Source organism: Cryptosporangium sp. NPDC051539 (assembly GCF_044454545.1).
In the GTDB taxonomy this organism is placed as follows: domain Bacteria; phylum Actinomycetota; class Actinomycetes; order Mycobacteriales; family Cryptosporangiaceae; genus Cryptosporangium.
The window spans coordinates 171,481-184,675 of sequence record NZ_JBITDV010000005.1 but is presented as its reverse complement, the minus strand read 5'-3'; the positions used below and the strand labels follow the sequence as shown (position 1 = coordinate 184,675).

At 70.1% G+C, this 13,195-nt stretch carries 12 protein-coding genes; 4 read left to right on the top strand and 8 right to left on the bottom strand.

Going from position 1 to position 13,195, the window contains the following annotated elements; translation table 11 throughout:
• Positions 1–70: 70 nt before the first annotated feature.
• Complete coding sequence (locus tag ACIBZJ_RS17325) at positions 71–1,294, top strand: acyl-CoA dehydrogenase family protein (protein WP_395930535.1); 1,224 nt, start codon at positions 71–73, stop codon at positions 1,292–1,294.
• Complete coding sequence (locus tag ACIBZJ_RS17320) at positions 1,291–1,902, top strand: TetR/AcrR family transcriptional regulator (RefSeq protein ID WP_395930533.1); 612 nt, start codon at positions 1,291–1,293, stop codon at positions 1,900–1,902. The genes ACIBZJ_RS17325 and ACIBZJ_RS17320 overlap by 4 nt, the downstream gene beginning before the upstream one ends.
• 258 nt (positions 1,903–2,160) lie before the next feature.
• On the opposite strand, the gene ACIBZJ_RS17315 is transcribed toward ACIBZJ_RS17320, so the two are convergent.
• The 4 genes from ACIBZJ_RS17315 to ACIBZJ_RS17300 all read right to left on the bottom strand — a co-directional run bounded on the left by ACIBZJ_RS17315 (position 2,161) and on the right by ACIBZJ_RS17300 (position 5,890).
• On the bottom strand, positions 2,161–2,853 hold the full coding sequence (locus tag ACIBZJ_RS17315; RefSeq protein ID WP_395930531.1) for a Crp/Fnr family transcriptional regulator: 693 nt from the start codon (positions 2,851–2,853) through the stop codon (positions 2,161–2,163).
• A gap of 254 nt (positions 2,854–3,107) precedes the next feature.
• A complete protein-coding gene (locus ACIBZJ_RS17310; protein ID WP_395930529.1) occupies positions 3,108–3,569 on the bottom strand; it encodes a hypothetical protein in 462 nt (153 codons plus the stop codon).
• Between the two features lie 34 nt (positions 3,570–3,603).
• Positions 3,604–3,996, bottom strand: coding sequence for a helix-turn-helix domain-containing protein (locus ACIBZJ_RS17305; protein WP_395930527.1), 393 nt, complete (start codon positions 3,994–3,996; stop codon positions 3,604–3,606).
• 76 nt (positions 3,997–4,072) lie between these two features.
• Complete coding sequence (locus tag ACIBZJ_RS17300; protein ID WP_395930525.1) at positions 4,073–5,890, bottom strand: FAD/NAD(P)-binding protein; 1,818 nt, start codon at positions 5,888–5,890, stop codon at positions 4,073–4,075.
• A gap of 82 nt (positions 5,891–5,972) precedes the next feature.
• Between ACIBZJ_RS17300 and ACIBZJ_RS17295 the strand changes: the two genes are divergently transcribed.
• Positions 5,973–6,728 (top strand): MerR family transcriptional regulator, encoded by a 756-nt coding sequence (locus ACIBZJ_RS17295; RefSeq protein WP_395930523.1) that lies wholly within the window; start codon positions 5,973–5,975, stop codon positions 6,726–6,728.
• A 57-nt stretch (positions 6,729–6,785) separates the two neighbouring features.
• Positions 6,786–7,955: a PrsW family glutamic-type intramembrane protease gene (locus tag ACIBZJ_RS17290; RefSeq protein ID WP_395930521.1), complete on the top strand. Its 1,170-nt coding sequence runs from the start codon at positions 6,786–6,788 to the stop codon at positions 7,953–7,955.
• Between the two features lie 331 nt (positions 7,956–8,286).
• On the opposite strand, the gene mgrA is transcribed toward ACIBZJ_RS17290, so the two are convergent.
• From mgrA to ACIBZJ_RS17270, 4 genes are read right to left on the bottom strand one after another with little or no spacing between them, the layout of a single operon-like run.
• Positions 8,287–9,312 (bottom strand): L-glyceraldehyde 3-phosphate reductase, encoded by a 1,026-nt coding sequence (gene mgrA / locus ACIBZJ_RS17285; RefSeq protein ID WP_395930519.1) that lies wholly within the window; start codon positions 9,310–9,312, stop codon positions 8,287–8,289.
• Positions 9,312–10,790 carry a purine-cytosine permease family protein gene (locus ACIBZJ_RS17280; protein ID WP_395930517.1) on the bottom strand — a complete coding sequence of 493 codons (1,479 nt, stop codon included), beginning with the start codon at positions 10,788–10,790 and terminating at the stop codon, positions 9,312–9,314. The genes mgrA and ACIBZJ_RS17280 overlap by 1 nt, the downstream gene beginning before the upstream one ends.
• Before the next feature lie 48 nt (positions 10,791–10,838).
• The gene (locus tag ACIBZJ_RS17275; protein WP_395930515.1) at positions 10,839–12,191 is read right to left on the bottom strand and encodes an NtaA/DmoA family FMN-dependent monooxygenase; all 1,353 of its coding nucleotides are present in this window, start codon (positions 12,189–12,191) and stop codon (positions 10,839–10,841) included.
• Positions 12,188–13,171 (bottom strand): adenosine deaminase, encoded by a 984-nt coding sequence (locus ACIBZJ_RS17270; RefSeq protein WP_395930513.1) that lies wholly within the window; start codon positions 13,169–13,171, stop codon positions 12,188–12,190. Before ACIBZJ_RS17270 ends, ACIBZJ_RS17275 begins: the two co-directional genes overlap by 4 nt.
• Positions 13,172–13,195: the final 24 nt, after the last annotated feature.

Here is a 13,195-nt window from a genome sequence, read left to right as displayed (position 1 = left end):
CGCGTCCTCGAGTCCCTATTAACTTACTGACTCGTCGGTTACTTTGGGACGTACTTCGAGGGGAGCACCGATGGATTTCGATCCGAGCGCCCGAGCGCAGGAGTACATCGTCCGCCTGACCGAGTTCATGGATTCGCACGTCTACCCCGCTGAACCCGTCTACGAGACCCAGCGCGCCGAGCTGATCGCCGCCGATCGGCCGCACGACGTCCCGCCGATCGTCGAGGACCTCAAGCGCGAAGCGCGCGCCCGCGGCCTGTGGAACCTGTTCCTTCCGGACGCGGACGACCCCGCGCACGGCCTGAGCGTCACCGACTACGCGTCGCTCGCCGAGATCACCGGACGCTCGATCCACCTCGCGCCCGAGGCGACGAACTGCGCCGCGCCCGACACCGGCAACATGGAGCTCCTCCACCTGTTCGGCACCGACGAGCAGAAGAAGACCTGGCTCGAGCCGCTGCTCAACGGCGACATCCGTAGCTGCTTCGGGATGACCGAGCCGGACGTCGCCAGCTCGGACGCCCGGAACATCAGCACGAGCGTCGTCCGCGACGGCGACGACTACGTGATCAACGGCCGGAAGTGGTGGACCAGCGGCGCGGCCGACCCGCGGTGCAAGGTCATGATCCTGATGGGCAAGACGAATCCGGACGGTCCGAGCTACGCGCAGCAGTCGATGGTGCTGGTCCCGATGGACTCGCCCGGTCTGGAGGTCGTCCGCGACCTCTCCGTCTTCGGCTACCACGACCAGCACGGCCACTGCGAGATCCGGCTCACCGACGTCCGGGTTCCGGTCACGAACCGGCTCGGCGAGGAGAACAGCGCTTTCGCGCTGGCCCAGAAGCGTCTGGGTCCCGGCCGGATCCACCACTGCATGCGGGCGATCGGTATGGCCGAACGCGCTCTGGACGCGATGTGCCGCCGCGCCGTCTCGCGGGTGGCGTTCGGCAAGGAGCTGGCCCGCCAAGGCGTCGTCCAGCAGTGGATCGCGGAATCCCGGATGGCGATCGAGCAGGCCCGGCTGCTGACGCTCAAGACGGCCTGGCTGATCGACAAGAAGGGGTTCCAGGCCGCCCGCACCGAGGTCGCGGCGATCAAGGTCGTCGTGCCGCAGATGGCGACGGCCGTGCTCGACAAAGCGATCCAGGTGCACGGCGGCGGCGGCGTGAGCGGCGACTTCCCGCTGGCGCGCTCGTACGCCGGCCTGCGGACGCTACGCCTGGCCGACGGCCCGGACGAAGTGCACATCATGTCGGTCGCGCGTACCGAGCTAGCTCCCTACCTGGGCAAGTGAGGCGCCGGCTCACCTCGGCCTCGCGCCGGGAACAGCTGCTGGCCACGGCCGTCGACGAGTTCGGCCGCCGCGGGTTCCATCTGACGCAGATGGAGCACGTGGCGGCCGCCGCCGGGGTGTCGAAGGGTCTGCTCTACCAGCACTTCGAGTCGAAAGAGGAGCTGTTCGCCGCGGTCACCGCGGCCATCGTCGACGGGTTGTCGCGGCAACTGCACGCGGTGACGAAGCCCGGCGACCCGGGACTCGACCGGATGCGGGTACTGGCGAAGACCCTGTTCGACTTCGCGACCGAGCAGCCGAGCGCGTGGGCGGTGATCATCCGGCACTTCGACAAGCCGGAGGTCGGCGACGAGCTGCGTGGCCTGCGCGACGACCTGGGCGCGATCATCGTCGACCTGATGCTGTTGAACCGGCGGAACAACCCGACCCGGCTGGCTGCGGCGGAGCCGGTGGTGACGCTGTTCGCCCCGATAGTCACCGGCGGCCTGATGTCGCTGATCTCCTGGTGGCTGGACCATCCGGAGGTGCCGCGCGAGCGCGCCGAGTCGATGGCCGTCGAGTTCATCTGGCTGGGCCTCGAACGAATCCGGGCCGGCGAACGCCTCTGAGCGGAAGATTCTCCGGGCGTCGGGCCGGTCGTCGTCCTCCCCGATCCGACGACCGGCCCGCGCCCGCCCCCCGCCCGGGCCGACCGTCCACCCCCATCCGACGGCCGGCCCGTCCCCCGTCACACGCCGCCCGACCGCGACGACGACCGTCGCCCTCCGCTCCCCCTCCCCGCCGAGGGCGACCGTCGCCTTCGCGCCGGATCGGACATTCCTATTGCAGCCGACGCGCAGGCAACCGCCCCCGAAGAATTTCGGGATCTAGCGCTGGGACTTCGCCAGGCTCTCCAGCAGCGGGAAGTCCGACACCATCACGGAGTTCGTCCGGGTCCGCACGGCCCGGGCCTCGACGAGCCCTGCGAGCAGCGTGCTCAGCCGCCGCTCGGTCACGCCGACGATCGCCGCCCAGTCCGCTTGCGACAGCGGTACCGGGATCACGACGACACCCTTCTCCAACCGGCCGAAGTCGAGCGCCATGTCCCGGATCGCCCGGGCCAGACGCACCGCGCCGTGCCCGCGCGCGTACTCCAGGCGGCGCCGGGTGGACAGGCTCATCTTGTCGATCACCGCCGCGTCGACCGCGGCGTGCACCTCGGGCCGGGCGCTCAGGAACTCGCGGTACTCGGACGCCGCGAGCACCACCGCCCGCACCGGGCCGGCCGCGATCACCGACGCCGTCCGCAGCCGCCCCGTGGACGCGCCGAACTCGCCGAGCAGGTCGCCGCGCCCACGCACCGCGACCAGCGCGACGTCGCCGTCCGGGCCGTCGACCAGCACTTTCACGTAGCCGGACTGGACCAGGTAGACGTGTTCCGACGGATCGCCGATCGTCATCAGGCGTTCGCCCGAGCGGAGTTCGGCCCGGCGTCCGCGTGCTTCGAGCAGGCGCATCGTCTCGGCCGGGACGGTCTCGTACAGGCCGCGCTGTACTGGGTCGCGCTCGCGCCAGGACACGTGCCGTATCGGACCACAAAGGTCAGAGGAGCCGGAACCCCCGAACGGCCCCCACGCCCGTCCGAATCAGGCCGAAGGCCCTCGATCGTCGACGCAGGTCCAGGCTGAACCGAGAGTGGACTTCATCGTCCCACCTCCTGATGGTGCCGACGGGGGTGCGATCGAGGGTGGGCCCCACTGACGTAAAGGTCAACTGTGACTCTCGACACAGAAAGGCCGGGGCGCCAACGGCGCCCCGGCCATTCCCTGACAGATCAGCCGATCTTGTCGCCGGCCTTCCCCGTGGCGGTCCCGGCCTCCGACGCGGCCTTCCTCACCGACGTGCGGGCGGCCTTGACCTGCGACTTGGCCGTCTTGGCCTGCTCCACGGCGTTCTCGGTCGCCGGGTCCTTGCGGATGCTGCCGACCACCTTCTCGCCGCGGTTCGCGAAGTCGGAGTAAGCGTCGGTCACGCGGCCGCTCACGTCGACGTAGGTCTCGTTGACCCGCCCCTGCAGGCCGCTGAACGAGGTGCGCAGCGTCTGCGGAAGCGCGCGGATCACGCCCACGACCTGGCCCTGGTAACGGGGCAGTGCGCGGAGCTGCTCCACCGCGTAGTCGGCGGCACCGACGTAGGCGTAGAGGCCCCGGCGGGCGTCCGGGAGTGCGAACTTCACGTCGCCCTTGGCCTCGACGGTGTTGCCGGTCTTCGTGGTCTGGGTCTTGGCAGTAGCCATGACAGATTTCCTCCCTGGCTGGACAGCCAGATACTCAGTCTTGGGTGTTCCCGGCGGAGTTCTCGCGCCGGAACGAGTGATAGATCTCGAGCAGGATCTGCTTCTGACGCTCGGTCAGGTACTCGTCCGCCTCGATCGCGGACGCGGTCGGTCCGGGTGCTGCGTCGGTGCGCACCCCATCGGTGCTCTCGAGGAGCCCCGCATGCACGTACAGCGTCTCGGCGGAGATGCGCAGCGCCTTCGCGATCTGCTGCAGGATCTCGGCCGACGGCTTGCGGAGCCCGCGCTCGATCTGGCTGAGGTACGGGTTGCTGATGCCGGCCTGCTTGGCCAGTTGACGGAGCGAGATCTGCGAGCCCGACCGCTGCTCACGGATGAACTCGCCGAGCGTCCGGACCGCATCCTGTGGCGACTTGAGCGGGGTCATGAGCCTCGCCCCTTCCGCCGATCCTCCCCGACAGCAGCCACGTTACCCGGAGTGCTAGCTGCCAGCAAGCGCTCCGCTAGCGCTTTCCGGTGGCGCTGCCCACACTCTCGGCCAGTGCGGTCAGCACCTCGCGGGCGACCTGGTCGGCCATCCGGAACGGCGCGGCGTTGGTCCGGGGCCGGGCGAACGCCGCTGCGCCCCGGGAACTCGTGTACCAGCCGATCGCGAACCGGCGGGGGTGTTCGTCGCCGTCCGCGTCGATCACCCGGTAGTGCCGGCTCGTGCGCAAGCGCCCGGTGGAGACCGTGTCGACGACTTCTTCGACGCCCCGGCCGGTGGCGAGCAGGTCGCGCAGCAGGTCGTCCGCGGTGGACACCACTGTCGGCCGGGGCAGGCGCGCCTCCACCAGAGCGTCCGCTTCGACGACGCCCGGCACCGCGGGCGAGCACGCGCGGAAGCGGCCGTCCGTGGCCTCGAACCGCACGTCCGGCCCGAGAAAGTGGACGATGCCCGCCCGCGACAGCGCGAGCAGCTGATCGAGGCGGAACGCCGGTGGCCCGCTGGCGAGGAAACTGAAGAAGCCGTGCCACCAGCCGTCGAGTTCCTCGACCTGGCTGCGGCCGCTGAGCCTTCCCACCACTCGCGGCAACTGCCCGTAGATCGACAGCAGCGCCAGGAACGCCCCGAGATCGGCGCTGTAGGCCTGATCGTTGCGCCGTTCGACGTCCGCCTGAATGTAATGACGGAGGGCGTTCTGCACCTCGGCGTCGTCCGCGAAGTGGGTGGTGGCGAACGGTCGGTCGAGCCGGTCGAGGTCGAGACGGTCCTCGTCGGCCGGAACGGCCGCGGCCACCAGTTCGACGCGTGCGGCGCTGTACCACGGGACCTCGGCGTAGGCGGCGGCGAAGGCGTCCCAGGGCTGCGTGGTCCGGTCGGGGTGACCGGTGAAGAGCTCGTGGTAGTAACCCCAGCCGATCTCCTTGGCGATCAGCGGCCAGACGTCGCGGCGGAACTCCAGCGGACCGGTCGTTGCGGTGAGCAGCGCGTCGATCTGTTCGGGGCCGAAGAAGCGGGGGACCGGCGGTGGTGCTCCGACCAGCCGGTAGCCGGTCTTGGCGTGGTACGGAACGCCCCGGCCGGAGCCGACGTGCAGACGCGGCTCGCGTCCCGAGGGCAGATAGCTGCCGTCGTCGAGGTAGCGCCCGCCGCGCCCCTCGGTGAGCAGCACGACCAGGTCGACGAACGCGAGGCCCAAGCCGCGGACGAGTACGTCGTCGGTCAGCGCGTCGAGGTCGAGGTCTGCGGTGTACGCCGGCGGTACGTAGGTGAGGCCGTGTTCGCGGGCGTACCCGGCGAGCCGCGCGCTCTCGCCGGTCGGTTCGGCGTCCAGATGACCGAGGGCGAGAACCACCACGTCGGCCTGCAGATCGCCGCCTCCGGCCAGGTGGACGGTCTGCCGTCCGTCCGGTCGGTCCTCCAGGCGGGTCGCCCGATCCGTCAGAACTTTTATCCGGACGTTCGGCGGAGCCGCCGAACGCACGCGATCAAAAACCCAGGAGAGGTAGCCGCTCTGGACGCGACGGCTGACGAACGAGCGACCGTCGACGTCGGGGGTACCGGTCTCGTCGGCCCACTCGTGCAGCGCGGGCCCGGCAGCGAGCGGACCGTCGACGAGGACGGTCTCGTCGGGGAACATCGTGACGTCTTCGGCCATCGAGTTCATCAGCAGCAACGGCGACTGGTCGGCGCGCCAGACCCGGCCGGCGCCCGGCGGGTGCGGGTCGACCAGCGTGATGTTCAGGGGGCGGTCTCGTAAGAGCTCGGGCGCGCTGGCGACCAGGCGCTCGAGCAGACCGGTGGCACCGGGGCCGGCTCCGACTACGACTAGCTCCATGTCGCCCCCCTTTCCTATGGGCATAGTAGGCGGGATTTACCGGGTTGACCCTCACGCGGCGTGAGTCCTTACCGTCGCTCTCATGAGTTGGTCGGTAGGGCAGGTCGCCGCGGAGGCCGGGGTCACGGTTCGGACCTTGCATCACTACGACGAGGTGGGGCTGCTGTGCCCCAGTGAGCGGACGGGCGCCGGATATCGACGGTACTCGTACGAAGACCTCGAGCGACTGCAGCGAATTCTCGCCTACCGGCGGCTCGGGTTCGGACTGGAAGAGATCGCGGCGATCCTCGACACCGCCGATCCGGTTGATCACCTGCGGCGGCAGCACGCCGTCCTGACCGGCCGGATCGAGGAGTTGCAACAGATGGTCACCGCCATCGAGAAGACGATGGAGGCTCGCAAAATGGGAGTTTCACTCACCCCGGAGGAGATGTTCGAGGTGTTCGGTTCGCACGATCCGGCTCAGTACGAGGAGGAGGTCCGGGAGCGCTGGGGCAATACCGCGGCCTACCGGCAGTCGCAGCAGCGGACCGGGCAGTACACGAAGGACGACTGGGTACGGATCCGCGACGAGGCCGCCGCGAACGTGTCGCGATTCACGGCCCTGTTCCTGGCCGGTGTGCCCGCGTCGGCTCCGGACGCGATGGACGCGGCCGAGGAGCACCGGCAGCACATCACGCGGTGGTTCTACGACTGCGGATACGACCTCCACCGCGGGCTCGGAACGATGTACGTCGAAGACCCGCGGTTCACCGCGAACTACGACACGACGACGCCGGGGTTGGCCGCGTACGTCCGGGAAGCGATCCACGCGAATGCGGATCGCGCGGGTAAGTAGCGGTCACACACCCCTCGGGGAAAGCGAAGCTCCGACATTTTTGTCAGTATTTGAGACATGCAGTGGCGTCGGGACCTGTGGCTCGCTGTCCTCGCGATCGGCGCGGGGTTCTTCGCCGCGGGGGAACGCCTCCTCGCCGCGTCGGACCTGCCCGGTCTCGTCACCCCCGTGCTGGTGATCGGTCTGGGCACCGCACCGGCCGCGTTCTGGGTGGGCTGCGTGGCGCGATCGATGCGGTTCGCGCTGCCGACCTGGGTGGTGGGTTTCGCCGCTCTGGCCGGCGCGGTGCTCGGCGCGACCTTCGCCGGCCTGCTCGGGTACCCGGTTCTGGACTCGCTCGGGATCGTCGCCGGGCTGGCGGTCGCGCTGGTCAAGGTGTCAGTGACGATGCTCGTGCCGCTGGCGGTGCTGTTCGCTCTGCCGTCGCGGCGGGCCGCCGACGGACTGCTGACCGGCGCCGCGGCCGGGTGCGGGTTCGTCGCGGCCGAGACCGTTGCGTACCTGGTGACGGCGTCGAGTTCGGTCGGGCCGACCGCGCACGCGGTGCTGGTGCGGGGGTTCTTCGGGTCGGCGGCGTATCTGGCCTGGGGTGGGATCGCCGGTGTGGCCCTGTGGCTCGCGGCGGCGGAGCACTGGAGTGGGCGGGCGGTGCGCCGGTTCGTGCTGGCGTTGGTCGGGGTGGTGGTGCTGCACGCGCTGTGGGACGGGATGGACGGGGTGCCGGGGCGACTGGCGCTGACCGTGCTGAGCGTCGGAGTGCTGGCCGGGGTGATGGCGGCGGCGGCGCGCCGGGCGGTGTCGAGCCGACTCCTACCTCGCACGAGGCCACCGGCGTCTGGGGTGGCGGGTGGGGTGGCTGGTCCGGCGGCTCGCGGCGCGGCGGCTGGGGGTGTGGCGGTTGGGGGTGTGGCAGCTGGCGGTGCCGCGGCTGGAGGCGCGGCGGTTGGGGGTGCGGCTGCTGGCGGCTCGGCTGTCGGGGGCTCGGCTGCCGGCGGCAGGGCGCCGGCCGGGGTCGGCGTGCCCGGCGGCGGAGCGATCGGCCGTGGAGCGGTCGGTGGTGGGGCGGTCGGTGGTGGGGCGGTCGGTGGCGGAGCCGCCGGTGGCGGGGGGCCTGAGGCGCGGGCCGGTGCTGGGGGCGGAGCGCCGGTCGTGGCGCCGGTCGTGGCGTCGGCGGCCGCGCCTGAGGATGCTGCCGCGGGAGCGGCCGAAGGCGGCGCGCCGGGCTGAGCGATGGCCGGTGGATGGCGGCGGCCCGCGGTGGGCGGAAGGGCGGCACGACCGGTCGGCAAACAATGCGCACCGCGTGCTGCGCACCGGGCACCGGGCGCCGGGCACCGCGTGCCGGGCATAGCGTGCCGCGCACCGGGCACCGCGTGCTGCGCACCGCGCACCGCGTGTCCCGCACCGGATGCCCCGCACCGCGTGCCGCGTGCCCCGCACCGGATGCCCCGCACCGCGTGCCGGGTGCCCTCTGCTGGGCGACGCGTGTCGGGCGGCCCCGGGCCCAGGGCGGGCGCGGCGGGCCGGGGTGGCTCGCGCGCCCGGCGCTGGGCGGGGCTCAGCCCTCCGAGGACGTGCGCCAGAGGTCGATGCCGGACTCGACCGCGTACTTGTCGATGTCGGCCAGCTCCGCCTCGGTGAACGACAGGTTCTGGGTCGCGGCCAGGTTGTCTTCGAGCTGAGCAACGCTCGAAGCGCCGACCAGCACCGACGTGACCCGCTCGTCGCGGAGCGCCCACGCCAGCGCCATCTGGGCCAGCGTCTGCCCGCGCCCGTCGGCGATCTCGTTCAGGGACCGGACCCGGGCCAGCAGGTCGTCGGTCAGCATCGACGACGTCGCCGAGCCTTCGCGCGCCACCCGCGAGTCGGCCGGGATCCCGTCGAGGTACCGCGACGTGAGCAGCCCCTGCGCGAGGGGCGAGAACGCGATGCACCCGATGCCGAGGTCGCCGAGCGTGTCGAGCAGTTCCGGCTCGATCCAGCGGTTGAGCATCGAGTACGACGGCTGGTGGATCAGCAGCGGAGTGCCCAGCTCGCGCAGGATCTGCGCCGCCTCCGCGGTCCGCTCCGGCGAGTAGCTGGAGATACCCGCGTAGAGCGCACGCCCGGACGTCACCGCGGTGTGCAGCGCCCCCATCGTCTCCTCGAGCGGCGTCTCCGGGTCGAACCGGTGCGAGTAGAAGATGTCGACGTAGTCGAGCCCCATCCGTTCCAGCGACTGGTCGAGGCTGGCGAGCACGTACTTGCGCGACCCCCACTCCCCGTACGGGCCGGGCCACATGTCGTACCCGGCCTTCGTCGAGATGACCAGCTCGTCGCGGTACGGCTTGAAGTCTTCGGCGAAGATCCGGCCGAAGTTGGTCTCGGCGGTGCCGTAGGGCGGCCCGTAGTTGTTGGCCAGGTCGATGTGCGTGACGCCCAGATCGAACGCCCGCCGGAGGATCGCCCGCTGCGTGGTCAGCGGCGTCTCGTCACCGAAGTTCTGCCAGAGCCCGAGCGAGACCGCCGGCAGCTTCAGGCCGCTCCGGCCCGTGCGGCGATAAGGCAGCTTCTCGTACCGGGCGTCGTCGGCCTGGTAACCCATCAATTCACACCCTCAGGTTGCGCAGTGGTTCGACGCGAGCCTTCCACAGCCGGCACCGCCTCCTGCGCGCGCACCGCACCCCGTCCCAGCAGCAGGTATCCGATGAACCCGATCGCGAGCGAGACGACGACGCCCAGGTTCGCGAACGCCCAGTCGCCGGACTTGCCACCGATCACGCCCAGGAAGTACCCCTGCCAGTCGAGCCACGAGGCCATCGTGTTCGTCACCAGCCCCCAGCCGACGATCGACGCCACCACGACGAGCGCGACCGACCCCCAGCGCACGTCGCCGTAGCGCCCTTCCCGTCGGAACAGGTCTTCCTCGGCGTAGTCGGACTTCCGCAGCAGGATGTCGGCGATGAAGATGCCGCACCAGGCCGCGATCGGGACGCCCAGCGTGATCAGGAAGCCCTGGAACGGCCCGAGGAAGTCGTTCGCGAAGAACACCACGTAGATCGAGCCGATCAGCATCAGCGTCGAGTCGATGCACACGGCGACCCACCGCGGCGCCCGCAGCCCGACGTTGAGCAGCGCCAGCCCGGACGAGTAGACGTCCATGATCGCGCCGGAGACCAGCCCGAGAATCGTCACCACCGCGAACGGCACCAGGAACCACGTCGGCAGGATCGTGGTGAGTGCACCCACCGGGTCGCTGCCGATCGCGGAGTTCAGGTTGTCGGACGAGCCGGCCAGCAGAATGCCGAAGAGCAGCAGCACGGCCGGGGCGAGCGACGCACCGAACGCGGTCCACCACACCACGCCACCGGTGGACGACGACCGCGGCAGGTAGCGGGAGTAGTCGGCAGCCGCGTTCACCCAGCCCAGCCCGAAGCCGGTCATCGTGAACACCAGCGCGCCGACCACGGCCGCGGCCGAGCCGGACGGCAGGTCGCCGAGCTTCCCGAAGTCGATCTCGTCCGCGGCGAACACCATGTAGACGACGGTCAGCACCCCGGCGATCCAGGTGATCCACTTCTGCGCGCGCATGATCAGGTTGAAGCCCAGCGCGCCGCCGATAGCGATCAGCGCCACGATCACGATCAGCGCGAGCACCTTCGTCGCGGTACCGCCCCCGGCGCCGAGCCGGTCGAAGATCGTCGCGGTCGCGAGCACTGCCACCACTGCGAGCGACGTCTCCCAGCCCACCGTGAGCAGCCACGAGATCAGCGACGGCAACCGACCGCCCCGGACGCCGAACGCGGCCCTGGTCAGGGTCATCGTCGGGGCCGAGCCCCGCTTCCCGGCGATCGCGATGATGCCGACGAACGCGTTGGAGAGCGCCACGCCGACGACCGCGACGAGCACCGCCTGCCACAGCGAGAGGCCGAAGCCGAGGACGTACGAGCCGTACGCGACCGCGAGTACGGAGACGTTCGCGGCGAACCACGGCCAGAAGAGATCGCGCGGCCGGCCTTTTCGCTCGGCCTCCGAGATCTGGTTGATGCCGTTTACCTCGACGCTCAAGGCTGCATCGGTCATGGGGATCCCTCGAACGGAGTGCTTTGGTGAACGGAGTATGCGCTCGAACTATTGATTTGCGGCCGCGAAACGAAACCGTGCAGCCGGGTGGCTTTCCGGCACCCGGGCATGCCCGAAGAGCCGGTCACGGAACGTGCCGGACGAGTACTGCGACTTCACCAGGCCGCGACGCTGCAGCGCAGGAACGACATCGTCGACGAACTCCCGATACGAGCCCGGCGACACGAACGGCGTGTAGTTGAACCCGTCGAGGCCGGTGTCTTCGACCAGCTGCCCGATCTCGTCGGCTACCTGCTCTGGCGTGCCGACGAGGATGAACTCACGCATTCCCCGGCGCAGGAAGTCGGCGGTGGCTTCCCGGACGGTGTTGTTCCGGTAACGCTCGACCTGGGTGCGACCACCATCGGTGCGCACGTCCGCGAACGATGCGTCCGGGTCGAGTGCCTTGAGGTCGACGCCGGTCATGCTCGCGTAGTACAGCCGCGCAGCGTCCGGATCGACGTACGCGAGGTAGCTCTCGAGCTTGGCCTCGGCCTCGGGTTTTGTTCTAGCAGTCACCACCGACAATCCTGAGATCGCCTTGACCGCGTCCGGTCCCCGGCCGGCTTCGGAGGTCCGCCGCCGCAGGTCGGAGACCTGATCACGGAGCATCGCGGCGTCCTTGCCCTGTAGGAAGACGAGCTCGGCGTTGGCCGCCGCGAACGCCCGTCCCGACTCCGACGCCCCGGCCTGCGCGAGCACGGGGGTGCGTTGCGGGGACGGCTCGCAGTTGAAGTAGCCCACCGAGCTGAAAAACGGTCCGTGGTGGTCGATCGGGTGGATCTTCGTCGGGTCGGCGTACAGGCGGGCCTTCTTGTCGGCCACGACCGAGCCGTCCTCCCACGAGCCCTCGAAAAGCTGGTAGCTCAGGTCGAGGTAGTCCTGGGCCATCGCGTATCGCCGATCGTGCGGCACGGTCTCGCGTCCGAATAGTTCGGAAACGACGGCGCTGCTGGTGGTGACCACGTTCCACGCGACCCGACCGCCGGTGAGGTGGTCGAGCGTCGCGAAGCGACGGGCGTTGGCGTAGGGGTGCTCGAACGTGGTGGAGGACGTGACCGCGAAGCTGAGGTCGCGGGTGGCGGCCGCGAGCGCCGGGATGAGCAGCATCGGGTCGTTCTTCGGGATCTCGACCGCCTGCTCGAAGGCGACGGTCGGCGTGGTGCCGTAGAGCACCGGGTAGCCGTAGGAGTCGGCGAGGAACAGGAAGTCGAAGTAGCCGCGCTCGAGTAGCCGAGCCAGCTCGATCCAGTAGCCGAGCTCTTTGTACCGGTACGTCTGCTGCTCGGGGTGGGCCCAGACGCCCTGGCTGGTCAAATTCACGCCGTTGATCTCGAAGGCGCCGAGGATGATTTGTTTCATTGGTCGTCCAGCCAGTCGTCGAGTGCTCTGCGGTAGCTCTTCCGGGTGTCTTCGCTCAGGCCTTCGACGAGCAGACCGGCCCGCGAGACGTCAGCGAGTTGGGCGTCGGTCAGGCCCCACAGGTCGCGCGCGACGCGGTACTGGTCGACGACGCTGCTGCCGAACCAGAGCTCGTCGTCGGCGTTGAGCGTCACCGGCACACCGGCTCTGATCAGCGTCGGAGCCGGATGGACGGCCAGCGTGGAGACGATCCCGAGGCGGACGTTGGAGACCGGGGCCACGTCGCAGACGATCCGTTCGGCGGCGAGCCGTCGCACGAGGGCAGGGTCTTGCACGGACCGGACACCGTGCGAGAGGCGGGTCGCGCCGAGGTCGTCGAGCGCTTCCCGGACGCTGTCCGGACCGCCGGTCTGACCGGCGTGGGCGACGATCTGGAGGCCGGCCGATCTCGCGATTTCCGCGGCGTCCCGGAACCGGCCGAGGCCGGCGGGTTCGACGAATCCGGCCGTGCCGAGCGCGGTGACGCCCCGGCCCGCGAAGCTCGCGGCGAGCGTCGCGAGGTCGTGCGCGATCGGCAGGTCCTGGTCGGTGTTGATCGTGAGGTTCGCGCCGACCTGGATCTGGGCGTCGTCCCCGGCTCGTTGGAGTGCGTCGACGATCGTCCGGGTGACGTCCCGAAGAGAACCGAGCCTCGGCGCGTAGAGCTGGGGCTCGATCGCGGGTTCGAGGTACCGGACGCCGTTCGCGGCTTCGGCGTGGACGAGCGCTTCGCACAGCGTCGCGAGGTCGTCGAGGCCGCGGACCAGCTCCGGAACCGTGCTGTAGGCGTCGAAAAACTCCCAGACGTCCGGGAAGTCCTCCGGCACGTCGAACGAGGTACCCCGCCGACCGGCCAGGGCCCGGACGGCTCGCACCGGATAGGAGCCGTCCAGATGCACGTGGACGTGCACCTTCGGAAGGCCGACCAGGTCGCGGGGCATCCTCGGAGTCTCGGCCCGGGTTGT

Coding starts and splice junctions, on each gene's coding strand:
- ACIBZJ_RS17325 (WP_395930535.1), top strand. CDS start 71: ATGGATTTCGATCCGAGCGCCCGAGCGCAGGAGTACATCGTCCGCCTG.
- ACIBZJ_RS17310 (WP_395930529.1), bottom strand. CDS start 3,569: ATGGCTACTGCCAAGACCCAGACCACGAAGACCGGCAACACCGTCGAG.
- ACIBZJ_RS17305 (WP_395930527.1), bottom strand. CDS start 3,996: ATGACCCCGCTCAAGTCGCCACAGGATGCGGTCCGGACGCTCGGCGAG.
- ACIBZJ_RS17300 (WP_395930525.1), bottom strand. CDS start 5,890: ATGGAGCTAGTCGTAGTCGGAGCCGGCCCCGGTGCCACCGGTCTGCTC.
- ACIBZJ_RS17295 (WP_395930523.1), top strand. CDS start 5,973: ATGAGTTGGTCGGTAGGGCAGGTCGCCGCGGAGGCCGGGGTCACGGTT.
- ACIBZJ_RS17290 (WP_395930521.1), top strand. CDS start 6,786: ATGCAGTGGCGTCGGGACCTGTGGCTCGCTGTCCTCGCGATCGGCGCG.
- mgrA (WP_395930519.1), bottom strand. CDS start 9,312: ATGGGTTACCAGGCCGACGACGCCCGGTACGAGAAGCTGCCTTATCGC.
- ACIBZJ_RS17280 (WP_395930517.1), bottom strand. CDS start 10,790: ATGACCGATGCAGCCTTGAGCGTCGAGGTAAACGGCATCAACCAGATC.
- ACIBZJ_RS17275 (WP_395930515.1), bottom strand. CDS start 12,191: ATGAAACAAATCATCCTCGGCGCCTTCGAGATCAACGGCGTGAATTTG.
- ACIBZJ_RS17270 (WP_395930513.1), bottom strand. CDS start 13,171: ATGCCCCGCGACCTGGTCGGCCTTCCGAAGGTGCACGTCCACGTGCAT.